Below are 24727 nucleotides of genomic sequence, written 5' to 3'. Positions count from 1 at the left end.
TTCATTGTTTTTACACCATTCTGAAACTGACATTCCGCTTTTAGTTCTTTCATAAATTCTTTGCTCCCAGAGAAGCTGGTCTTTAGTTGTGGATCTCAAAATAAAACCTCCCATCGATTACTTTATTAAAGTATATCAATTGGGAAGTTAATTTACATGGCGGTGTTTGTTCCATCGCTTACTTTATATTGCTTCATAATTTGCATAAACTGTCATGTAATTACATAAAAGAAAAAGATATAGCTTTATACACTATATCTTATATTGATGCTGTTAGTTTAATATTCATTTTTTAATTAATCCATTATTTAAGTAGCCCATCATCATCATTATTACAGCTATAAGAATAGATAGTACTGCCGTAGCAAAAAATCTACCCGGTATCAGATAACACAACCCACTCAACAAAAAAATTATGGTTACTGAAAAGCTTTTGAGCTTCGTTCTTCGTTCTTTACTTTTTATTCTCTTATTGATATTATCTACAGGGGAAAAACTACACACAAGTAAAACAGAAATAATTAATACTATTATTGAGGTAATGGTATTTATCGATATATATTTACCAATAATAATTATTACCCAGAAAATTATAAAGCTAATAAAAAAGCATCCCCAATAAGTTTTTGCATGGAATCCACCTGAAAATAATCTTATTGGACAGAAAAACACAAAAACAACTACATAATATTGTTGAAGTGAAAATAAGTAGAATATAATATAATACGGAATAATTTTTGTAACTTCATCAAAGAAACAAAGTAATCCATATTCCATTTTTTTTAGTTCTAAGTCCGTAAATTGAGGATTTGTTTTCGAAATCTTTTTTACAATACAACTGATTAATTTATTCATTCGTCTATCCTTTTATATTACAAATTTAACTAAGAATTTAGTTTTTCCCGAAGCACGTTCTACAGTTATGCTCCCATCATTATTCTCGACTAATTGTTTAGTAATATATAACCCATACCCATGTTCACCTTTTTGCTTAGTTTTTGTAGAAAACCCTTTTTCGAAGATTCTGTTTTTTATTTCTTCAGGAATACCCTCTCCATTATCTTCTATTTCAATAGAAAACTTGCTATCCTCTAAAGAAGTAGTGATAGATATTTTCTTATTTTCAGTAAATGGTTTTAATTTGAATGCTTCAAATGCATTATCTATAATATTACTAATAATACTTATCAATTCATCTTCTCTAATTTTTAACGAACTAAAAGACTCCTCAATTATTACCTTAAACTCTATTTTATTTTTAGTTGCATAATTATTTTTTATTGATAGCAAACCATCTATATAATCATTCCCCGTATCTAAATATATAAATGATGAATGAATTATGTCTGAAAGTTTTAATACATATTCATTTATTCGTTCAACGGTATTGGGCTTGTTCAAGCAACACAATGCTTGTATAACATTTATATGGTTAGCATAATCATGTTTTTCTTGTCTAATAATATTAATTATTTCTTCCATATTTGTAATTTGATGCTCTTGAACTTTGTATTTGTTGTTTATATTTATTATTTTTTCTCTTTCTTTTAAGTATAAAAATGCAATTATTGAAAAAACAAAAAATATACTATAAATTAGCATATTATATATTTTGCTATTCTTAACATCTAAAACACTAAAGACTAAAATATATATAAATAAATTAAAAATTCCAATTTGTATTAAAAATTCAGAAAAAAGAGATTTTTCTTTATTAAGCAATTTATCCTTAAAATATACATTAAATTTCAAAAGTAATATAACCACAACTATCTGTAGAAATTTACACCCAACGGACAAGATAAATAAGTATTTATTAACTGTCAAAATTTGATTTAACTCCACTTTAAGTATAAACATTTCAAGGAACTGAACTAAAGTTTCCGTAGTAAATATTATTGTAAAAAATAGGGAAAATATGATAGTCGAAAAATAAAGACTTATTTTTGTAATAAATGTTAAAAGCAAAATAGATACTACTATATTTGTAAGTGTATGATACAAATTATTCACATAAAATGTGCTCAAACAAGTTAAAAATACGTACATTATACAAAACAACCCTGATTTTGTTTTATTGGTAAATATATACTTTTTCTGATTAGTTAGAGAGCTAAAAACTCCTAATAATATTAGTGCTTCCAACATATCAAGTATTATTTCTCTAGTCATTTTCATCTTCTCCTCAATAAAGTATTAACTCTTCTGGATTATAGTTATTAAAGTTCAACATTCCTTCCCAAAAGAGCCAACAATTTTAACCTAAAAATTCATCTGGACATTTAGGCTGATGTGTACTAATTAGTGATGCTGGAACAATAGCTAGTACTCCAACAAATAATGCTAAACAGCCTATCATATTCATAGTTTTACGAATAAATCTTTTCAATTTTAACCCTCCCTTCTCCTAAATTTAATGTCAAGCTTATTAAAATAAGCTATGTCTTCATAAGTTAATATTCTACATAACTTTCCATATTCCTTCACATTATAATATATATTTACAAAAATATATAATTTGACCAAATTAACTATTTAAAAATTAGATATTATAATTTGACATCGACTTTACCCGAATAATATTGAGAAATATACTTGTCCAATTCTTGGCTTAATTTAATAACTTCGTCATTAATAAGTCTATCGCTTTCTGATATTAAGTTTTCTAATCTTTTTCTAAGCAATTCAATCTTTTCATCCATAATATTTACTCTTTTCATAAAATTTGTAATTCGATAATAATAATAATATTATTACATCATAAACACATTTGCAACATATATTTCTAAATTTCACTATATTTAATTTTAAAAAAATTATAAATCTCCAATATATCCTTCAAGTATCATCCGTGGATTCTTAAATTTTAAACAAAATTCACTTACAACTATTTGCTTCAATCTACTAAAGGCTTAAATATTTTACTATTTAAAAATAAAAAAAGATACATGCAGATTATGTATCTTTTATCTTTATATCCTTTTTTTTATTTAATGAATTATTTCTTACCCTTTAAGTTCATTAATGGACTTGTTTTTATAGACAATTCTAAAATTTCTTCGTCTTGAATAGATTGTAAATATCGCTTAGTTATAGAAATATTTTCATGTCCTAAAAGTCTTGAGAGTGAGTAGACGTCCAATCCGTTGCGTAATTGAGCCTGTGCAAAATAATGTCTTGCTGTATGAGGACTGCACCTTATTTCTTTTCTTATTTCAGCCTTCTCTCCTGCTATTTTAACCACTCTTTCAATAGCTTCCACAGTTAGCGGTCTGCAATTATTAGATAAAAAATAATTATTATCATTTATAATTTTATCTGTAAAATAGAAATCTCTTATTCTCTCATACTTAATCATTATTTTCTTTAACATTGGTGAAATAGATACATACCGTTCCTTGTTTCCTTTTCCTAATATTCTTATAATTGTTTCTCTAACATCTAATCTTGTTAGGGAACATAATTCAAGGTTTCTGATACCAGTATCAAATAAAGTAGCCATTATAGTTTTATTCCTAGCATTTAAATAATTTGAATAATTGTAAGCTTGAAGCATTTTAATTACCTCACTGTCATTGAAAGCCTCTATAACAACCTTACCCTCTCTTTGCCAACTAACTTTTTTACAAGGGTTAACGTTAATATACGATTCCTTGGTACAATATTCAAAAAATGACCTTAAAGTTTTTAGTATTGAATTTATATAAGTTGGTTTTCTTCCTTTTTGATGTTGAAATTTTACATATTCTTTAATATGGAGATAATTTATCTCCTCTAATTCCAAAATATTATACTTTTCTTTTATGTAATTTTGGAACAAAACATTACTATTTTTATACGATTTCTGAGTCCTTATGCTGTAATTTTTAATTTGAATTTCAAAGATAAACTCCCTTAATACATCTGTTAATAACAAAAAAATCACTCCCTATATAATTTATTAATTATATAAAAAGTGATTATATGTTTATCATAACCCAATAAAATCAATAAGCAACGTATACCATCAACATAAACCATAATTGCGGTTTTTCACGTATGTCATCACAGTTTGGATTGCTCTGCAATCGCTTACTTCAAGCAATATACTCTATCCCTCAAATTCCTCAGGGTACTCTGCATTATGATAAACATCTTGAACATCCTCATTGTCTTCAAGCATTTCTACAAGCCTGTGTACCTTACCTGCACCTTCTAGGCTAATAGGTATCATGTTATCAGGTATCATTGTAATCTCAGCTGACGCAAATTCAAAACCTGCTGCTTCTAACACTTCTCTTACTTGTCCAAAGGTTTCTACAGATGTAATAATTTCAAACATTTCTTCTTCTGCGTTAAAATCCTCTGCACCTGCCTCTAAAGCTAGCATCATAATTTCGTCTTCATCCATAACTTCAGTTCTTTCTATGATGATTTGTCCTTTTTTAGCAAACATCCAGCTTACGCATCCAGCTGCTCCCATATTCCCATGGTGTCTGTCAAAAGCATGCCTTACAGTAGCAACGCTTCTATTCTTTTTATCTGTAAGCGTAACAACTACTACAGCAACGCCTTCTGCCCCATAACCTTCATAAACTATTTCTTCGTAGTTTACACCTTCAAGCTCTCCAGCACCTTTTTTAATTGCCCTGTTTATTGTTTCTAATGGCATATTATTAGATTTTGCTTTAGCAACTACATCTCTAAGATGAGCATTAATTTCCAAGCTAGATCCACCATTTTTAGCAGCCATTATTATTTCTTTACCTAATTTCGTGAAAACTTTACCTCTTATAACATCAATCTTACCTTTTTTCTGTTGTATATTATGCCATTTTGAATGTCCCGACATTTGAACTCCCCCCCAACTAACTATTTTGTATGTGAAATATTTCTGACCACTTCTAATAACTACCAATATTTCTATGAATTAGTCTTAAGTACATTACACTTTTATTATATCATACAAATAAAGTATTTTTCAAATAAAAAGAAAAGTATGTATACTATTACTTGTTAAAGTACAGAGTCTATAATTTCACTATCATACAATCTATGTTCCAATTTGAAGTACATTTTCGCCTTTTCTTCGTAAAACAAAGCTTTTCCTGAGGTAACTTCGGTTATTTGTGACTTTAATTTTTCTAGATTACAAAACTGACACAATATTTTAATATTAACTTTGTCAGTATACTCTATATGTTCTATATGAAAGTTATCTTTAGTACATAAATGTTGCAGCTTCCCCAATAGATCATACTCAATTAGTATTGTAAGCGAGATACCTTTAACCTTTTCCACCACACCCGCCTCTTGAACAGCCAGCGACGCACCTTTAGAATATGCTCTTGCAAGACCTCCAGTACCTAGAAGAATTCCTCCAAAATATCTGGTAACTACCACAACTACATCTGTAATATCACTCTTTTTTAAAACTTCTAGCATAGGAATACCTCCGGTTCCTTTAGGTTCTCCATCATCACTATACCTTTGTATGTCCTTATTTTCTCCAATTATATAGGAATAAACATTATGCCTTGCTTGTTTATGTTTATTTTTAACATAATTAACGAATTTCTTTGCCTCATCTTCACTTTCAACTCTTTTAATCTGCCCAATAAAAATAGATTTTTTCTCCTTAAATTCAGCGATTGATTCATCTTTTATTGTAAAGTAACTCATTTCAATTCTCCCACCCATCACTAAATGTTCGAGATAAAATTTAAGGTTACCCTCTAATTTTATCTATGTTTACTCCATAAGTAATAAAAACCTCTGTGCAGCATCAATTATATATTTTTTGTCAGTGCTTGTGCATATGTACTTTATTTTTGAAATAGCTTTTTCACTTTTTATTATGCTTAGAGATTTTATTGCATAACTTATCACTTGTGGATTCTCATCCCCAAGGGCTCTAAGTAATGCCCCTTCAGATCTTATATCTCCTATTTTTCCCATTGCTGAAACTGCCATTCTGCGTACATTTATATATTTATGAACTGAAGCTTTAATTAAAATATCTAAACAAGACTTTTCCTTTAATTCTCCTATTATCCAAACTGCAGCCTCTTTATCTTTAGGATGCATCTCCACATAATTAGTTTTTATTAACGTTGTTAATTTATTTTTATTATTCTCTTCAAGTGAATTCAGGAAACAGATTTTATCCTCTTTTCCTGCTTTAACAATTTTCTTAAAAAGTTCATCTGTATCATTGCTTTGCACCAAAAATCTATATTTTATTTTACCATCAATTATATGTTTTTGTACAATGGCATTATCTAAATTTCTAATTTTACATATGGCTTCCATAGTTTTACCTTCCAAAAACAAGAAATAAGATATTTCCTCTTGAGAATACTTACTAATGCATAACCAGTCAATGACCATTAATCCTTTTTTCAAAAGTTTCTCTCCTTAATTTGCAAATATTTATCTATTTTTCACTTAATAACTCTGAGATAATTTTAATTCCTTGTTCTATTTCAGGCTTTTTTATTTCCGAAAAACTTAATCTAAAATAATCATTTCCTTCTATAGCATTTTTATAAAATAAAACGCCCGGTGTCAATAGAACTTTCATATTTTTACACCTATAAAACAATTCCATGGAAGTACTTTTCAAATTGTCAGCTATTTTAAAATAAAAATGAATTCCCCCTCCAGGAGTATAATAAGTAACCTTATCACCTAAATATTTTTCTATACAATTTATCATAAAGTTATATTTGTCTTTATATGCCATGTTAAGGCGGCTTATGTGTTCTTTCCAAAGATCTTTATTTATGTATAAATCAAGAGCACGTTGCATGAGACTGGAAGTTGATATATCGGTATTAATCTTCGAATTTTGGATTAGCTCTTTGCACTCCTCTGGCGGTATCATATATCCAAGTCTTATTCCTGGAAGAAATATCTTTGAAAAACTCTTTATATAAATAACCCGATCATTTATATCTAAGCTTTTAAAACTCTTATATAACTTATTATCATATATTAGTTCAGACAAATAATCATCTTCAACAATAAAAAAATCATGTAACTCTGCGAGTTCTAATATCCTTAGCTTTTTCTCCAAACTATAGGTGGCTCCTGTAGGATTTTGAAAATAACTCATGGCATAAAAGCATTTTATTCTATTCTTTTTAAGTATCTCTTCTAATTGGAGTAAATCCACTCCATCTTCCAACATATCAACTTCAAATATGTTAGCCCTTCTCCATTTAAAAACCGATAACGCACCACCATAGGTTGGCTTTTCTACAACAACATTATCATGAACATTTATTATAGATTTAGACACTATATCAATACCCTGCTGTGCACCCGACAGAATCAATATGTCTTCTGAGCTTACCTTATTATCCCAAAAAAAACTACTTATACTATTTCTAAGTCCCTCATATCCCAAAGATTCCTTGTAGGCAAAAGCCTCTGTTCCATCTCTATCTAATACCTCATTTAAAACATCTTTAAATACAGTTACAGGAAAAAATTCACTGCTTGTAATCTCCCCTGTAAAATCTACATATTTTTTAAAATCTTGCCCAGAAATTTTTTTCAAGGTATTAGAATATTCCTTTTTAAACCTTATGTTTGTATCTCTTCTTTTAGCATAAGTTCCACTACCCATCTTTTGGTATGCATATCCCTCAGCTTCAAGCTTTTTATAGGCGCTAACTACTGTAACATCATTAACCATCAATATTTTTGATAATTTTCTTATTGAAGGTAACTTTTCGCCGTCATCCACGCTATTTTCATCAATCAAATTTTTAATATGTTTTGATATTTCCATATACTTAGGAATTTCTCTTGTAAATTTGATTTCATATTTAACCATATTTTCACCCATTCATTTCAGAAATATTAGACGTAATAAACATTTTGTTTAAACAAAACTTTTTCCTTGTCTATTTTAAAATCTCTAGTTTCCTTTTTAATAATATCTCTTTCCCATAATTTATTAAGCAATTCTTCCATATCAATATCAAAATCCTTAAACAAATCATCTGCCATAATTTCCTCTGCACTTAAAAACTTGTCTTTTCCTCTCATATAGTTTAAAAGCAAGGCACAATTACTCTTAATACTCGAATTTATACTTTGCTCTAAAAATGTCATAGTTTCCTTAATTGTTTCCACAGTGTTTGATTTGTCAAAAAACAATTTATCAACGCATTGTTTAAAACTTTCGTTTAAATTAAGGGCCATAGTCATAACATCTTTACTAATCATATAACCTGATGAGTTAACAAATAGTCTTGAATACTTCTCTATGCATCTTATAGCAGTACTATATGCTGTATATATCCCATTGCTTGACAAATATTTTTTACATACTCCAATATCTTTTAAGAGCTTACCTAAAAAATACATTCCCCATCGTTCTCTATCAACATCAGGGAAAAACCTACCACCATCATACCTCACTGTTATATCCATATCTTTTGAAAATAATAACCTAGAAGATGAGAAAATTCTATGTATAAATCCACCCTTTAAATTATCAGAATAAATTTGTATAAACTTTTCTTTACCCATAAGTTTAATATGAACTGGAATACCCTTCTCTTCGGCATATATGTCCCTTATTTTATCAAAATTCACATTTACAATTACGAAAAAATCAATATCGGATTCTTCCCACAAATCGCCTGTTACCATACTCCCGAAAACCATAACCGACAAAACAGTATCATCAATTTTTAGTCTATCTAATACACTGTTAAAAGCCTTTTGATATTGCACAATAGTTTTTGTCATTCCTTTCCCTCCCTTAAGTTTATATAGCTTATTAATTTCTAATGTGTTTTAGTGTCTTAAAATGCAAATTTTCTAAATGAATATTTTATTAACATTATTTCTATCATAAAATTCTTGCGTTATTCCTTTATCCTTCATTATAGCACTACATTTTTCTTTATTACAAGCATTTCGTTCCTAGAGAACAAAATAAAGAGAATCAAGTTTAGTATTACATAAACCCATTCTCCTTATCATCATAAAAAATCATTTACAATCATACTTTGCAAGTTTGAGCATATTCTCAACTTTGCATCTCAACACCTTCATTAAATCTTCAGAAATCTCATCAACTTCCTCAACTAAATCTATCGCATCTTTTATTTTTGAACTACTGCCAAAATTTGTACCTGCCAAATTGTTCGCAGTAAATGAATAATTATGAGCTGCAAATGATAGAACTGTTAAAGTATCCGTTAATGGTTTTACATCATTTTCAAAATAAGCTCTTGCTTTAAAATCCAGCGGTAACCTATCTAATTCAAATCTTAAAATGTTTATATTTGTAACCTTATCTGCCAATGATCTGATATCAAAATTATCGCATATATCAGTAGTAGCAGATGTTCCAGTGGCACTAGTGGAATTATACAATTGCTGCTGCATAGATTCATTCTCATTAGTATTCTTATATTCCTCATTCATATCATTTATAATTTTTTTTACATAATTGTTTACTTCATCTTGTTGATTTGTTGTTTTATTTATTCTATTTCCATTATCTGAATTCGATTTTTCCTCTCCCATATCTACTCCTAATCCTACGATAATGATATATCTAATATTTAATTATATAAACTTACTATAGGTTTTATTACACTTTTAACGGATTTTATCACAAAAACTAATAAAATTACTCTTGTAGAGTGTAATGTTAAAATTAATAAAGGTATGAGTTACACTAAAATATATTTTTCACACTTGTTATAAACTTCATCGTCACCTTGTACTGACATAAGTGTTCCTTCTTCATTATATTCTTCTGAATCAACCTTTGAACCTCTATGCAAATATGCCACCATTGACTGGTCAGTGTATGGTATAAGTACTTTAAACTTTTTAAGCGTATATGGAAGCTCCCTGCATGTCTCTTTCAATAGTTCTTCCAAATTTGTACCATTTTTAGCTGATATTTCGATACACTTTAAATTTTTATATTTTTCTTTAATTTTCAAAATATTTTCTTGTGAGGCTATATCTATTTTATTTAAAACTAATATCATTGGCTTATTAATTGCATTTAATTCCGTTAGAACTCCATCTACAGCTACTATTTGTAATTCTGCAGTGTCAGCTGACGCATCCACAACATGTAGCAACAAATCTGAATATACCACCTCTTCTAGAGTTGATTTAAATGCTTCTACTAAGTCATGGGGAAGTTTCCTTATAAAACCTACGGTATCCGTTACTGCAGCCACTCTATTATCTGGTAATAAAAGAGCTCTTGTTGTTACGTCTAGTGTTGCAAAAAGCATATCTGCTTCAAACACTTTATCTTTTTGTGTTACACTTTTTAATGCTGCTACTTCGCACAATGCATTTCTAAGTGTTGATTTGCCAGAATTAGTATACCCAACTAAAGATACTTTTGAAATGCTTTCGCGACTTCTCTTTTCTCTTTGAACATTTCTTGTAGTTCTTATTTTTTCTAATTCTTTATTTAAATCAAAAATACCTTCTCTTATTCGTCTTTTATCTATTTCTAACTTTTTCTCCCCAGGGCCTCTTGTTCCAATTCCAGCACCAGTTCTTGATAACATTGTTCCAAGTCCTATTAATCGTGGTAATCTATATTTTAATTGTGCAAGTTCAACTTGAATTTTTGCTTCTCTAGTTCTTGCCCGCCTAGCAAATATCTCTAAAATTAGTGTAGTTCTATCTATTACCTTACATCCAAGCACTTCCTCCAAATTTCTAACTTGAGAACCTGATAATTCATCATCAAAAATAACTATATTCGCCCTTAACGCTTGCCTTAAAACTGCAATTTCTTCTGCTTTACCGCTGCCTATATATAAAGCTGCATCTATTTTATGTCTGTTTTGCAGTATTGTATCTACAGTTTCTACATTACATGCCCTTGCGAGTTCTGTAAGTTCTAATAAGTCCTCTTCACTTTCTATCCCCACTAAAATAGCTCTTTCTATATCATCTTCAACAATTTCACTTGTCTTCATTAATCTTTCGACATATTTAACTTTGTCTAAAATGTTATATTCCATTACCTCATTTATGTTTATTGGACCTACTTCATCTTCTATTAATATACTATTATCTATTTCGCAAAAACCTATGTTATATCTCAATTTTTCTCTTTCAGCGGTAACTCCAATAGCCACAATACAATCTAGCTTTAATTTTACTAGGGCTGACATATCTAGGGCAGATAATCTAGAATTGCCATTTGGATGTGTATGTACTATTTTAACCCCTGATAAACGACCCTCTCGTATATCAATTAAAGGCAGATCTACTGTACTACTATCACCAATTGCCATACTAATTATTTTGCCTTTTCTATCTATTGCAGCACTGACTTCCCTACCTAAAATTTGCGTTACTTCAACTAGTATATCTACCAATTCAACAGACAAAATACAATCTTTAGAAATCCTTATTTCGCATGCCTTTTCCAATTTATCTAAAATCGAATTTTTAACTCCATCGATATTTCCATATATCATCGAACATCACTCCATTCTATTAATATTTTAACAAGTTTTCTTATTCTTATACTTGACAACCTTCATATAATTTTATACCATAGTGACATCATTGTAAATATATATACAAGGAGTGATTAACATTGGATAACAAAAAAAGAAATATTCTTATATCTAAAGAACAAATTGATCAGCGAATTAAACAACTTGGTGCTGAAATTTCAAAAGACTATAGTGGGAAAAAATTATATGTACTTTCATTACTTAGAGGTAGTTTTATATATACTGCAGACCTTGTTCGTGAGATCACACTTCCTACAAAAATAGGTTTTATGACAACTTCAAGTTATGGTGATGATGAAAATTCAAGTGGATCAATAAATGTTGTAAATGACATTCCCGACAATATTGAAGGTTTTGATGTATTGATAGTGGATGATATTGTTGATACTGGAATGACTATGGATTTCATTATGTCGCGTGTTAGATCTTTAGGAGCATCTAGTGTAAAATCTTGTGTACTCTTAAATAAACTTGATCGACGAAAAGTTGATATAATACCTGATTATTGCTGCTTTGAAATTCCAGATGTTTTTGTAGTTGGATATGGGTTAAATTATGGAGACTACTATAGAAATGTACCATATGTATTTAATTGGGAAGATTAATAAAAATAAAGTACGCCTGGGCGTACTTTATTTTTATTATACCTCTTCTAATCACCACTGATATTACCCATTTTAAACCCTGTACCATTTAAATCTAATTGAACTGCAGTATTAGGTGTTTTTCCCACTATAATGGTTTCAGCAATTGGAACTTCATTAGTTACCACGATATCATTACTTTTTAGTGGAATAATTACTCTCACCGTAGTTTTTACTTTAACATAAATTTTATGCCTCGTTTGATTTATTCCTGCACTTTCAAACTCAGAAGAATATTTAGTTTCTATACTACCAATAGGTTGCATTCTTATTGTTATCTTAGGCCCGTAATAAGATAAAATATTATTTCTTGTTATATAACCTAGTGGAACCTTAATACCCACCTCCCCCAATTTCATCAGTTCCTTTTGCGATTCTAAAGCAACATCGCAAGCTATTTTATTCATTTTTAGAGTATCTGCTTTTAACATTACAATATTCCCCTGCGAATCTTTATCCACTCTTATAACCTGGTCATAGTTAAATTGGTCGGAATATTCATTTATAATTGCTCTATTAACAATCTCCGTAGCTTTAGCCCTCATTTCCGCATCCGCCACCGCCATTACGGTTGGCATCACGGTTTTATCGAAAATGTATGTAAATATTGTAAAATTCATCATGATTATGCCTGTAATTATTAATATTTTTATTTTAATTTTATTATTAATATTCATTACCTCCAACTAAGGATTTATTTAATTATATGTAACTGCTTTAAGGTAAAGAATTAAATGCCTTTTCAAACTCAATATTTTATATTAATCACAATTTAATAAATACCACAATTTTATGGTATAATATTAAAAGCTAATTATAGTTAAACAATGTGAATTTCTAGAAGGCAATGTAACATTTTACAATTCTTGTCTGCTTTATAGAAATACAAGGAGGATACTAAATGGAAAAAGGAAAAGCTACTCAAAAAAAGAATAAAGGAAATGGAAAGAAAATTTTTAAAACCATTTTTTTGACTATTGCAATTATAGCCTTAGTAGCCACTGTAGCTATTGGAGGAGTCGTACTAGCTATGGTTAAGACCGCTCCTAGTTTAGATATTAATGAATTTTTAAAATTAGATGAGATAACAGTATTGGTAGACAATTCCGGAAAACCTATGGATGAATATGCAAATTCAGAAAGAAGAATTAATGTACCCATTAGTAAAGTTCCAAAAAACCTTCAGGATGCATTTATAAGTATTGAAGATACTAGATTTTATACCCACCCTGGCATTGACTTACAAAGACTATTTGGTGCTATATTTAATGATATAAAAATAAAATTTAAAGGAAGTGGTGGAAGTCTTCAGGGTGCTTCAACTATAACCCAACAATTGGTTAAATATAGAGTATTTTTAGAAGATTCTTTGAATAACAGGACTTCTATAAAAAGAAAAGTTCAAGAAATGGCCTTATCGCTTCAAATAGAGAAGGTTTTAACCAAGTCTCAGATTTTAGAGACTTATATGAACACTATTTATCTAGGAGGGAATGCTCATGGTGTAGAAGCTGCATCTAGGCAATATTTTAATAAATCTATTCAAGATTTAACCTTAAAACAAACTGCATTTATAGCTAGTGCTGCTCAGAATCCCAGTGTTTCTTATAGTTTGGCATCTAAAGCATATAAAAATAAAGCAGTATTTGAATCAAATAGAACCAAAGCTGTTCTTGATAATATGCTTAAGTATAATAAAATAAACAAGAAACAATTAGATGTTGCTATGGCTGAAGATTTAAGATTTAGTTTTCCACCAACAAATGAAAATATAATGAACTATGAGTATTTCTCTAGACCTGTAATACTTCAGGTTACTAACGATTTAATGAAACAATATAATATTAGTAAAACAGAAGCAAAATCAATGCTTATGTATGATGGAGTAAAAATTTATACAACTATGGATAGAAATATGCAAGATGCCACACAAAGACTTATTGATAATTCAGTACAAGGTGACATACAAGCTGCCTCTGTTGTTATTGATTATCATACTGGTGAAGTTAAAACTATTGTAGGTGGACGTAGTACGAAAGTCCCTGATTCTTGGAACAGAGCCACGTTATCTACGTCAGCTCCTTTCTTAAGGGCTCCTGGCTCAAGCATTAAGCCACTAACTGTATATGGCCCTGCTATTGATTCAAAAATAGCTACGGCTTCTACAGTAATTGAAGATTCACCTATTCCTGAACCTGGATATAATCCAAAAAATGCACCTAATGAATATAAGGGGTACCTAACACTAAGAGACTGTTTGAAATATTCAGTTAACATTGCGGCTGTGAAAATTGAGAATATGATTGGTCTTAAGACTGGAGCCTCTTATGGCGAAAAATTTGGATTACAGCTAGATAACACAGATAAGCTTAGTCCGGCTGCTATGGCTCTTGGCCAATTAAATGGTGGAGAATCAAATGGAACTAATCCTCTCACTATGGCTGCGGCATATGGCGTTTTTGGTAACAACGGAATGCGTACTACTCCAAGATTATACACTAAAGTAGTTGATAGGACTGGTAAAGTATTGCTTGAAACAAAATTTGAAACAACACCTGTTCTATCTCCTCAAAGTGCTTATATAATGTATGATTTATTAAAGGGACCTGTAAGCCCTGGTGGTACTGGACCAGGAGCTGTTTTTGGTGACATGCCTGTTCGTGGTAAAACTGGTACTTCTTCTGATGCAAAAGATTTATGGTTTGTTGGTTTAACTCCATATTACTCTGCTGCTGTTTGGATTGGAACTGATAAAGCTACTACAGTGAATATGGGTAGTAATGATGCTGCAACGCTTTGGGGTGGAATTATGAAAAAAGCTCATGCATCCCTTCCAGTAAAGAACGTAGAAATGCCTTCTGGCATATCCACTTTGTCTGTATCAAAAGATTCAGGTGATATACCTTCTGCCTTAACTTTTGCAGACCCACGACGGGATAGGGTTTACTCAGAACTATTTATTGATGGAACTCAACCTACAACTACTGATAGCATACATGTTCTTGGTAAAGTAACCCTTGCCCCAGATGGTAGTTATGTTCTTGCATCAAAATTTACGCCACCTGGGAAAATTGAGACAAGGGTTTTTATAAAAAGAGTTTATGCACCGACTAATTCATTATTAAAAGACTCTGCTTTTGTATTACCAACAGCAGTTGATACATTTTCAAAACAAACTGTACTTCCTCCAATTATACTGCCTCCGACATTTACTGATCCAACACTTACTGATCCGACGCTCACCGATCCAACAGTTGTTGACCCACCAGCTGTTGATCCAACTAACGGTAATAAAGGTCATAACTGATAATACAAAATAAAAATATGCTATCAAAATACTTTATTTTGTTAGCATATTTTTTTATCACCCTTTACTTTTAGGATTAAATATTAAAGCCATAATATATCCGAAAAAGATTGAAGCAGTAATGCCACCAGCAGTTCCTTTTATACCTCCAGTAAATGCTCCTATAAGGCCAACTTCATCTACTTCCTTCATTACACTTTTTACTAAACTGTATCCAAAACCAGGCAAAGGAATACTTCCACCTGCTTTTCCATATTCCATAACCACATCATATATATTTAATGCACCTAATATAACACCGGCGGTTACAAATACAACTAATATTCTAGCTGGAGTTAATTTAGTAGTATCCATAAGTATTTGCCCTATTACACAAATTATCCCTCCAACTATAAAAGCCATAATGTAATTATTCATTTACTCACCCCCAAACTCTATTGAAACAGCGTGTGCGATTCCCGGTATTGTTTCTCCTTGCAGTGATGAAGTTGAGCTTAGAAGTGCCCCAGTGGAAACTAGAAGTATCCTTTTGAATTTTCCTTTTAGCATATTTTTAAGTAGGTATCCTGTTGCAACTACTGCAGAACATCCACAACCACTACCACCCGCATTAGTCCCTTGACTCTGTGCATCAAAAATTTTCTCACCGCAGTCAATATAATGACCTTTCATATCGTACTTATATTCTAACATCAATTTTTCTGTAAATTCTCTTCCTATAATTCCTAAGTCTCCAGTAGCAATCACATCATAATCTGAAGGTTTTCTACCAGTATCCATAAAATGTTGTTTAATAGTATCTACAGCTGCTGGTGCCATTGCAACTCCCATATTATTTACATCAGTTATTCCATAGTCTTTAACTTTTCCAGTTGTAACATAAGTAACATATGGAAAGTTTCCTTTTTTTGCCAATACCATTGCACCTGCACCTGTAACTGTCCATTGAGCTGTTGGAGGCCTTTGGCTTCCCATTTCCAGTGGCAATCTAAATTGACGCTCAGCCGATGAGAAATGTGATGAAGTAGCGGCTACAATGTAATTAGCCATGCCTCCTTCCATTATCATCGAACCCACACTTAAAGACTCTGCCATAGTTGAACAAGCTCCATAAAGACCTATGAACGGTATATTTAAATCTCTAGCTGCAAAACATGAGGAAGATAGCTGATTTAGTAAATCTCCCGCCAGTAAATAATTTATATCCGTCTCTTTTAGTTTTGCTTTTTTTATACTCTCTGATATTGCAGTATATAAAAGACTAGTTTCAGCTTTTTCGAAACTTTCAGTTCCATTAAGATCATCCTCTAAAATTCTGTCAAAATACTCTTTTAATGGTCCCATGCCTTCCTTAGGTCCAACTATATTATATGTACCTATAATTCTAGGTTTACTTTCAATTTCTACAGTTTGAAGACCGATTCTTCTACCCATTTTTAATCACCACCTTAAAAAGTAATATAAAATCCCCACAATTACAGATGAACCTATACCATATACTAAAACCGGGCCTGCAATAGTAAACATCTTAGCCGCTACACCAAAAACAAAGCCCTCTTTTTTAAATTCCATTGCTGGTGAAACAATTGAATTTGCAAATCCCGTAATTGGAACAACAGAACCTGCTCCTGCAAAATCACCTATTTTATCATATACACCAATTCCAGTAAGCACAGCTCCTAAAAACACCATTACTATAGAAACATAAGTGCCTAGCTCATCTTTAGGAATGCCCATTTGAGAAAAGATATCACTTATAAATTGCCCTATTACACATATTAATCCTCCTACCCAAAAGGCATTAAAACAGTGTAGTGCTAATTTAGGTTTAGGGATGTTATTAGAATTCAGTTTATCGAATTTTTTTATTATAGTTTTTTCCTCTACCTTCATGAAATGCCCTCCTTGTCATTTTTAAGATTGGAATCATTTATTATATTGTTATGCGCACATATAATACGCTAATTCTTTATGTTAGTATTTACGAATATAAGATTTTTAGTCAAAAAAATAAGATGAATTTTTATATAAGCTCTTCAAGATTAGACATTGAAAGTTGCTTATATATATTTCATCTTATCCACTTATTTTATTAGCTCAACTTTTCCTTCATTATTTTCAAAACTTTTTTTTCTATTCTCGATACCTGTACTTGACTTATTCCCATCATTTTCGCAACCTGAATTTGTGTATTATCTTTAAAATATCTTAGCATAATTATTTGTCTTGATTTTGCATCAAGTTTTCTAAGTGCCTCTTTAAGGGCAATTTTATCTAAAACTTGATTATCTTCTTCGTATTTTTCACTTAACTTATCTATTAATAGCACAGGGGCACCATCATCTTGGTGAATTGTATCAAATAAATACAACATATTGCTAGCAGATTCTAATGCATATACTATATCCTCTTTTTCTATTTTGCTAAAGTCCGATAGTTCATCAATGGTTGGATCCCTACCCAGTTGCTTTGTTAACGTATCTTTATCATAATGTAACTGCCGTGCAGTATTTTTAACGCTTCTACTTACTTTTATAATTCCATCATCTCTAAGAAATCTTTTGATTTCTCCCATTATCATAGGCACAGCATATGTTGAGAATTTGACATTATATTTAGTATCAAAATTATTAATAGCTTTTACTAAGCCAATACAACCAATTTGGAAGATATCATCATACTCATATCCTCTATTAAGAAATTTTTTACTTATCGATGCAACTAATGGTAAGTTCATTTCTACTAATGTGTCAAGTGCACCCGGTTCTCCATTTCTTGCCATTTGGATTAGCTGCATGTTATCTTCATAATTATAATTATTTTTTCTTATTATTTTCTGGTCCATAATATTCCACCTAACTTAAAGGATTAAATATTTTTTTCATTATTATACTTGTTCCCCTACCTTTATCAGACTTTACTTCTAAGCTGTCCATAAAAGTTTCCATAACAGTAAACCCCATTCCTGACCTCTCTAAGTCTGGGCGAGAAGTATATAAGGGTTGCAAAGCGAGTTCTAGGTTGTCAATTCCTTTTCCTGCGTCGCAAACTATTACAGTTAACTCCGTTCCATTTATAATAGCTTCTATAGTGATCATTTCTTCTTCGCTTTCGTATCCATGAATAATTGCATTGGTTACAGCTTCTGATACCGCTGTTTTAACATCGGTAATTTCTTCAATTGTAGGATCTAATTGTGAAGCAAATGCTGCTACTGCAACACGTGCAAAACCTTCATTCTGTGATTTACTTAAGAATTCAATTTTAATTTTATTGTAACCCATACTAATCCCCCCACTAAATGTTGTTTACAGCTTGCTCAACATCATCATATAACATGATAATTTTAAACATTCCTGACAATTCAAATACTCTTTTTACTGAAGATTTAATGTTAGTCACACATACTTTCCCATTTCTCATATGTAACTTTTTGTATCTTCCAATAACCACCCCGATACCAGAACTGTCCATGAATGTTACATCATCGAAGTCCATTATTAATTTATTGTAGCTATCTCGCTCTAGTCTATCGTCTATAATATTCCTTACTTCTTCTGCACTATGATGGTCAAGTTCTCCAACCATGTAAACTATCAATTTATCTTCCCTATTTTCAAAATTTAAATGCATCTTCTTCCCCCCCGAATCATTTGAAATCAAAATATTTTTTCTGTATTTTCTAAATAATATATCCTTTTTCTATATTCTACAACTTACATGATTTTCCTTCTTTTTTTGTAATATTTTTTCATTTTTTTATATTATAACCATTTTTATACCTTTTAATGTAATATAGATAAACAATTTTAATTATTTTAATCTATTGCTCTATAATAAATAGAAGCGAGATAATTAGATTCCTAATTATCTCGCTTCTATTTATTATAACATCTCAATAAGCTAATATAAATTTTTGTATATCTCAATCATCTCTTCTCTTGATAATTGAACGTAATTATTTACTAATAATCTTTGTTGTTTTTCTATAACACTATCAGTAAATAATTCTATTTCTTCTAACTTCATGCCAAATTCTTTTAATGGCCTTTTCATTAATAATTTATTTAAGACATTTTCAATCTCTTTGTAAACATCCTCACCATCACTAAGGTTTAATATATTTGTTAAAATGCTATTTATCTCCTTTATCTTTCCACTTGGGTTCTTTTTATTATACATTTTAAATACCTCAGTAAACAAATGATAGTTTGCTTCACCATGTGCTACATGATAAACCCCACCTAGTGGATATGACATAGCATGAACTGCTCCAACTCCAGCATTTACAAATGCAATTCCTGCGTAATTACTAGCAGTTGAAAATTTCTTTAGTAAAGCTAATCGTTGCTCTTCACCTTTTTCTATAATTTCAATGTAGCCTTTAATAATCATCTCTATAGCTCTAATTGAAAACAACTCGGTGTATGCATTCGATTTTGGAGAAACAAAAGCTTCAATTGCATGAATTAATGCATCTATAGAACTAGCAACAAAAAATTTAAATGGTAACCCTTTCATAAGTTCTGGAATAAGTACAGCCTGATTTGCAAATAATTCATCACTAGCAAGGCCCATCTTCGTATGTTTAGATTTAATTTCTGCAATTGAAATATTAGTTACTTCACTTCCGGTCCCACAAGTTGTAGGCACAATTATTAGACTCTTATCTCTTATAAGAGGAATTCTTTTTTCAAATAAATCTAAACAATCAACTACATCTTTAAAAATCATTAACTTAGCAATATCTATAACTGTTCCTCCACCAATACCTATAATTCTATTTATTTTTTTGTTTGGAATATCTGAAATAATTTTGTTAATCATCTCATCTGTTGGCTCACCAAACCCGTATTCTTCTTGAAAAATAAATTCTGACTTTATATTAAGTTCTTTCATGAAGGGCTCATAAATAAATTTATGTGTAAGTACTAAGTCACCATCACCAACTTTAAACTCTTCAACAAAGTCTTTAAAATTATCAAAAGAGTAAATTTGAGGAATTAATTGAAAATTTTTCATGATGCACTCCTTTGTGTAATTATATTTATTTTGTGATAAAATCACATTTAAATCTTTTTTCCCATTCTTCTATTAGTATGGGTCTAAAATCTGGATGGGCAATATTTATAAGTGCCCTTGCTCTGTCTTTTAATGTTTTACCTTTTAAATTCGCAATACCATATTCAGTAACTATATATTGTACTTCATTCCTAAGAGTTGTCACCGCTGATCCTGCATCTAGTAAAGGCGTAATTCTAGAAATCTTTCCATGACTTGCGGTAGAAGGCATAGCAATGATAGCTTTTCCATCCTTTGCGAGTGCTGCACCTCTGATAAAGTCAACTTGACCACCAGTTCCACTAAACTGAGTTAATCCTATAGTTTCTGCATTAACCTGGCCCATTAAATCTACTTGAATAGCAGAATTTATACAAACCATTTTATTGTTCTTCGCAATTATTATTGGATCATTTACATAATCTACAGAATACATTTCAACCATCGGATTATTATCCACAAAATCATAAAGCCTTTTTGTTCCCATCAAAAATGTAACAACTATCTTTCTATTATGAAGTGTTTTAGACTTACCTGTAATTACACCCGCTTCAACGAGTTCCACAACTCCATCTGAAATCATCTCGGAATGAATTCCTAAATCTTTTTTATCCTTTAAAAATAAAAGTACTGCATCTGGAATAGCTCCGATTCCAAGTTGAAGTGTAGAACCATCTTCAACTAAAGATGCACAATACTCGCCAATAGCTTTTTCTATATCTCCAATTTTAGGTGGATTAAGTTCTATAATTTTATGATCTACTTCTACAATATAATCTATTTCAGAAATATGTATAAAAGAGTCTCCAAAAGTTCTTGGCATATTTTTATTTACTTCTGCAATCACTACTTTTGCACACTGCGTTGCGGTCTTTGTGTAATCAACATTTGTACCAAAACTACAATATCCATGCTCATCCGGTTGTGAAACTTGTACAATTGCAACGTCTACAGGTAGATAACCTTTAATAAATAATTCTGGTATCTTATAAAAAAAACAAGGAGTAAAATCTGCTCGTCCTGATGAAACTGCTTCTCTAGTAGTTCCCCCTACAAATAGTGCATTATGTTTGAAATTCTTTTCCATTCCAATTTTAGTATACTCAGCTTTACCCATAGGAACCATGTGAACGACCTCAACATTTTCATAAGCATCTTTATTCTTTATTATTGCATCTATAATGTCTACGGGCTCACTACAAGCATGTCCTGTTACTACTCTATCTCCAGACTTTATCTTTGTCGCAGCTTGCTCTAGCGAAATAATCTTTGATTTATAGATTTCATTTAAATTCATTGATATCACTCCCTAATTTTTTTATTTTTGCTTAAACATTATTTTTTTTACTATCATCCTAACACTAATTATACATACTTTTTCATAATTAGCTTCATAATTCTTTTAAAACTTGTACAAGCACTTGCACTTACACATAAAACAATATCAACTGCATCATAAAAATTCCTTGTTTATATATTTAACTACTATACTCCCTCAAGTATAATATTTTTTTCTTCTTCACTAAACTGAAAGAAATCGTATAAATAATTTTCGTCTCCATCCTTATAATCATCCATAATACTTGGTATGCATAATTTCATTAAATTATTAGGATAATATTCGTAAGCATCTTCACCTAGTTTTTTGGCAAATGTCTTAAAATAAAATTCATAAATCTTACTATTTAATAAATATAATAAATAATCATAAGTAAAAGGGACATTTTCTTTTAAAATTAATGCGTATACATCTGCACTAAAATAACTTCCTTTGTCAAGAGCGAATCTATTACTACTTGCCTTAAATGGGAAAACTATCTTTTCACTTTCAAATATTGTTTGATTTCTGCCCCATTGAAGTTCAAACCATTTCCTAATACCTTTTTGACATTCTCTTCTTTTTATTAATTTTCCCTTCTGAAGCTTTATATAAGCTATAGCACGCGGATACTCCTGTGGATCACAAATTAAATCTGAATATATTATGTAACTATCTTTTCTTGATACCATATTTTTTTCTATATAACTACTCTTTATCCATGGTTTTACGATATCTTTTTCAATGTTTTCTTTCAGTGTAATCTCACTACTCACCACAAAAGCTTTGTCACAACCAGTAATTACCCCCTGATAACTATTACATATATTATCAAGTAGCGTGGATTTTTTTTGCTCTATTTTTTTTATTATATTTTGCTCTTTTTCATTTATTAAAATCCACCCATCGTCACTTAATCTATTCTTATTGAGGAGAAAATCTTTGAATACCCTACCATTTTCAAGAAAGACGCTGTTATAAAATTCTTTTTTGCTTTTATCTTTAACGTTTATTGGTTTTATGATTTCAATATCATTATCTTCACTTACATAATTTGTTATAAACATAATTAAAGGATCTATACCTACATTTTTAAACGGTCTTATTCCATAAAAATCAATAATTTTGTCTATGTTGCAAAGTTTTTTTAAAACTTTCCTCAAATCTTTTCCACTTGGTGATTCTAAAAAGTATCTTGATGTAATAAAAGTCAACTTTCCACCATCTATCAAGTCTTCTAGCGCTTTTTTAAAAAAACAATAAGATAGATCACCTTTATCCCTATACACCTCTTTGTACCTGATTTTCAGATAAGCTGCATATTCATTATCAATAGCTTTTTTACCTACATAGGGTGGATTACCTATAAAGATGTCATATTTTTGTTCATTTTCATATAATAAAAAATCCTTATTAAAAATATTACTGAGTATGCTCCCTTGACTTAAATCAAATAAATCGATAATAAGAATTTTAATTGCTATATCATCAATATCAAAACCATACAAATTATTTGTTATTATATGGTTATCAATATTTTTAATATCTATATTTAACCCATTTTTCTCATTTATTAATTTTAAATTATCCTTATATAAATTTCTAAGATACTTGAAACAGCAAATTAATATATTCCCTGTTCCACAAGAAGGATCCACAATTTTTATATAAGGATTTTTTATTATCTGCTCCACCTTTATAGTGTTACTAATCATATAAGAGGTTATAGGCTCTGGAGTATACACTGTTCCTTTTTCTTTATTGTTTTTTATAAACTCATAATAAACTTCACCAAAGCTTTTTTTTTGCGATGATTCCATTTCCTTTTTATAATTTTTTAGAGCAATTATTTTGAACATATCATCTATTGGACTTAAAATAATATTATGTAGTTCACATATTTTTTGTTTCAACAAATCAAGCATTTATTTTCTCCCAGCTATGTAACTACAACTAACCTTAATTAATTTCTCCCATACAAATTTATAAGTTATAGCTACACATAGTTTTTATTTAGATTATAGACCCCTTAGATTATATTATAAATGCATATTATGATGAACTATGAACCTCTTGATTTATTTTCTATACACTCTCACAAATAATCCTTACAAACTTTCAATAACAACAGATAATATTTCATCTCGCCTTGCTCTTCCCTGTTTCACTAATTGCGTACATCGCAAATTTATTTTCTCTATATACGTTTCATCTTTGATACCAGAAAGATTTATTTTTACATTTAAAATTGCACTTTCAATAGATGCTTGAAGCATTAAAGCTGATACACCAGCATCAGAAATTATATTTTTGTTACCTAACTTAGCTGCTGTTTCAACATATTCATAAACTTTATATGCTTCTTCTGCAACACTCAAAGGAACTTCTAATGCCCCCTTATACCCTTGCTTAATTTTTTCGCTTCTTACAACCTTTTCGTCACTACTTTCCTTTGGAAGTTTAAAAGCTGCCATCAAAGTTAAAAATGACTCTGTATCTTTATTCATTAGATCTAAAAATTTTCCTTGATGTTTAACACATAGAACTAAGCTTTTATCAACAAGCATTTTATCTTCATCACTGCACTCATTGTAAACCTTCTTATTTACAGTTAAATTAAACACCATAGAACCTAATGCACTAGCAAGTGATGCTACAAGTGCAGCAACACTTCCACCTCCAGGCGTAGGTGAGCTAGAACCTAACTCATCAATAAATTTTTCAACAGTTTTTTGATCTAACATGTTGTATTCTCCTTCCTCAGAATTTAATATGTTATGTACATACCATAAAAATTATATATGATTAATAATAAAATATTACTACTTATTTTATTATTAATCATTAGATCTTCATTGTCAATCAAGCATCGCTATTTAACTCG

Annotated in this window: 25 protein-coding genes; 2 read left to right on the top strand and 23 right to left on the bottom strand. The window is 30.2% G+C overall.

Translation table 11 applies throughout. The features are described from left to right. Positions 1-285: 285 nt before the first annotated feature. The 12 genes from VIM70_RS19320 to hflX form a co-directional block, all read right to left on the bottom strand. Positions 286-855, bottom strand: coding sequence for an accessory gene regulator B family protein (locus tag VIM70_RS19320; protein ID WP_331947418.1), 570 nt, complete (start codon positions 853-855; stop codon positions 286-288). 12 nt (positions 856-867) lie between these two features. Continuing rightward, on the bottom strand, positions 868-2172 hold the full coding sequence (locus VIM70_RS19315; RefSeq protein WP_331947417.1) for a sensor histidine kinase: 1305 nt from the start codon (positions 2170-2172) through the stop codon (positions 868-870). An 85-nt stretch (positions 2173-2257) separates the two neighbouring features. Next, a complete protein-coding gene (locus VIM70_RS19310; RefSeq protein ID WP_331947416.1) occupies positions 2258-2389 on the bottom strand; it encodes a cyclic lactone autoinducer peptide in 132 nt (43 codons plus the stop codon). A 160-nt stretch (positions 2390-2549) separates the two neighbouring features. After that, complete coding sequence (locus VIM70_RS19305) at positions 2550-2702, bottom strand: aspartyl-phosphate phosphatase Spo0E family protein (protein WP_331947415.1); 153 nt, start codon at positions 2700-2702, stop codon at positions 2550-2552. A gap of 296 nt (positions 2703-2998) precedes the next feature. After that, positions 2999-3916, bottom strand: coding sequence for a tyrosine-type recombinase/integrase (locus VIM70_RS19300; protein ID WP_331947414.1), 918 nt, complete (start codon positions 3914-3916; stop codon positions 2999-3001). 174 nt (positions 3917-4090) lie between these two features. Continuing rightward, positions 4091-4831: a YebC/PmpR family DNA-binding transcriptional regulator gene (locus VIM70_RS19295; protein ID WP_331947413.1), complete on the bottom strand. Its 741-nt coding sequence runs from the start codon at positions 4829-4831 to the stop codon at positions 4091-4093. Between the two features lie 164 nt (positions 4832-4995). Then, positions 4996-5661 carry a YigZ family protein gene (locus VIM70_RS19290; RefSeq protein ID WP_331947412.1) on the bottom strand — a complete coding sequence of 222 codons (666 nt, stop codon included), beginning with the start codon at positions 5659-5661 and terminating at the stop codon, positions 4996-4998. A gap of 69 nt (positions 5662-5730) precedes the next feature. Next, complete coding sequence (locus VIM70_RS19285) at positions 5731-6384, bottom strand: HEAT repeat domain-containing protein (RefSeq protein WP_331947411.1); 654 nt, start codon at positions 6382-6384, stop codon at positions 5731-5733. Between the two features lie 31 nt (positions 6385-6415). Continuing rightward, positions 6416-7822 carry a PLP-dependent aminotransferase family protein gene (locus tag VIM70_RS19280; protein WP_331947410.1) on the bottom strand — a complete coding sequence of 469 codons (1407 nt, stop codon included), beginning with the start codon at positions 7820-7822 and terminating at the stop codon, positions 6416-6418. A 26-nt stretch (positions 7823-7848) separates the two neighbouring features. Next, positions 7849-8745: a nucleotidyltransferase domain-containing protein gene (locus VIM70_RS19275; RefSeq protein WP_331947409.1), complete on the bottom strand. Its 897-nt coding sequence runs from the start codon at positions 8743-8745 to the stop codon at positions 7849-7851. 246 nt (positions 8746-8991) lie between these two features. Then, entirely contained in the window at positions 8992-9531 is a 540-nt protein-coding gene (locus VIM70_RS19270; RefSeq protein ID WP_331947408.1) for a hypothetical protein, read from the bottom strand. A 149-nt stretch (positions 9532-9680) separates the two neighbouring features. Then, entirely contained in the window at positions 9681-11471 is a 1791-nt protein-coding gene (gene hflX / locus VIM70_RS19265; RefSeq protein ID WP_331947407.1) for a GTPase HflX, read from the bottom strand. 122 nt (positions 11472-11593) lie between these two features. On the opposite strand from hflX, the gene hpt reads away from it, so the two are divergent. Next, entirely contained in the window at positions 11594-12118 is a 525-nt protein-coding gene (gene hpt / locus VIM70_RS19260) for a hypoxanthine phosphoribosyltransferase (protein ID WP_331947406.1), read from the top strand. A gap of 47 nt (positions 12119-12165) precedes the next feature. Here hpt and yunB read toward each other — a convergent pair whose 3' ends face one another. Beyond that, complete coding sequence (gene yunB, locus VIM70_RS19255; protein WP_331947405.1) at positions 12166-12834, bottom strand: sporulation protein YunB; 669 nt, start codon at positions 12832-12834, stop codon at positions 12166-12168. Positions 12835-13058: 224 nt separating this feature from the next. Between yunB and VIM70_RS19250 the strand changes: the two genes are divergently transcribed. After that, the gene (locus VIM70_RS19250) at positions 13059-15464 is read left to right on the top strand and encodes a transglycosylase domain-containing protein (RefSeq protein ID WP_331947404.1); all 2406 of its coding nucleotides are present in this window, start codon (positions 13059-13061) and stop codon (positions 15462-15464) included. Positions 15465-15521: 57 nt separating this feature from the next. Here the strand turns inward: VIM70_RS19250 and spoVAE are convergent, their stop codons facing one another. The 10 genes from spoVAE to VIM70_RS19200 form a co-directional block, all read right to left on the bottom strand. Further along, positions 15522-15881, bottom strand: a complete 360-nt coding sequence (gene spoVAE, locus VIM70_RS19245) for a stage V sporulation protein AE (RefSeq protein WP_331947403.1) — start codon at positions 15879-15881, stop codon at positions 15522-15524. Further along, positions 15882-16898 carry a stage V sporulation protein AD gene (gene spoVAD / locus VIM70_RS19240; RefSeq protein WP_331947402.1) on the bottom strand — a complete coding sequence of 339 codons (1017 nt, stop codon included), beginning with the start codon at positions 16896-16898 and terminating at the stop codon, positions 15882-15884. It abuts the gene before it with no gap. A 6-nt stretch (positions 16899-16904) separates the two neighbouring features. After that, positions 16905-17357: a stage V sporulation protein AC gene (gene spoVAC / locus VIM70_RS19235; protein WP_331947401.1), complete on the bottom strand. Its 453-nt coding sequence runs from the start codon at positions 17355-17357 to the stop codon at positions 16905-16907. Between the two features lie 199 nt (positions 17358-17556). Next, entirely contained in the window at positions 17557-18309 is a 753-nt protein-coding gene (gene sigF / locus VIM70_RS19230; protein ID WP_331947400.1) for an RNA polymerase sporulation sigma factor SigF, read from the bottom strand. Positions 18310-18319: 10 nt separating this feature from the next. After that, a complete protein-coding gene (spoIIAB, locus tag VIM70_RS19225; protein ID WP_331947399.1) occupies positions 18320-18748 on the bottom strand; it encodes an anti-sigma F factor in 429 nt (142 codons plus the stop codon). A 13-nt stretch (positions 18749-18761) separates the two neighbouring features. Next, positions 18762-19097 (bottom strand): anti-sigma F factor antagonist, encoded by a 336-nt coding sequence (gene spoIIAA / locus VIM70_RS19220; RefSeq protein WP_331947398.1) that lies wholly within the window; start codon positions 19095-19097, stop codon positions 18762-18764. Positions 19098-19367: 270 nt separating this feature from the next. After that, positions 19368-20486 (bottom strand): 4-hydroxybutyrate dehydrogenase, encoded by a 1119-nt coding sequence (locus VIM70_RS19215; protein ID WP_331947397.1) that lies wholly within the window; start codon positions 20484-20486, stop codon positions 19368-19370. Positions 20487-20511: 25 nt separating this feature from the next. Continuing rightward, on the bottom strand, positions 20512-21822 hold the full coding sequence (locus VIM70_RS19210; protein WP_331947396.1) for an acetyl-CoA hydrolase/transferase family protein: 1311 nt from the start codon (positions 21820-21822) through the stop codon (positions 20512-20514). Positions 21823-22010: 188 nt separating this feature from the next. Next, complete coding sequence (locus VIM70_RS19205) at positions 22011-23768, bottom strand: Eco57I restriction-modification methylase domain-containing protein (protein WP_331947395.1); 1758 nt, start codon at positions 23766-23768, stop codon at positions 22011-22013. 183 nt (positions 23769-23951) lie between these two features. Beyond that, complete coding sequence (locus VIM70_RS19200) at positions 23952-24587, bottom strand: cyclodeaminase/cyclohydrolase family protein (protein WP_331947394.1); 636 nt, start codon at positions 24585-24587, stop codon at positions 23952-23954. Positions 24588-24727: the final 140 nt, after the last annotated feature.

Source organism: Clostridium sp., assembly GCF_036569345.1.
Taxonomy (GTDB): Bacteria; Bacillota; Clostridia; order Clostridiales; family Clostridiaceae; genus Clostridium_AD.
The sequence above is the reverse complement of the archived record's forward strand: the minus strand, read 5'-3'. Positions and strand labels throughout refer to the sequence as shown.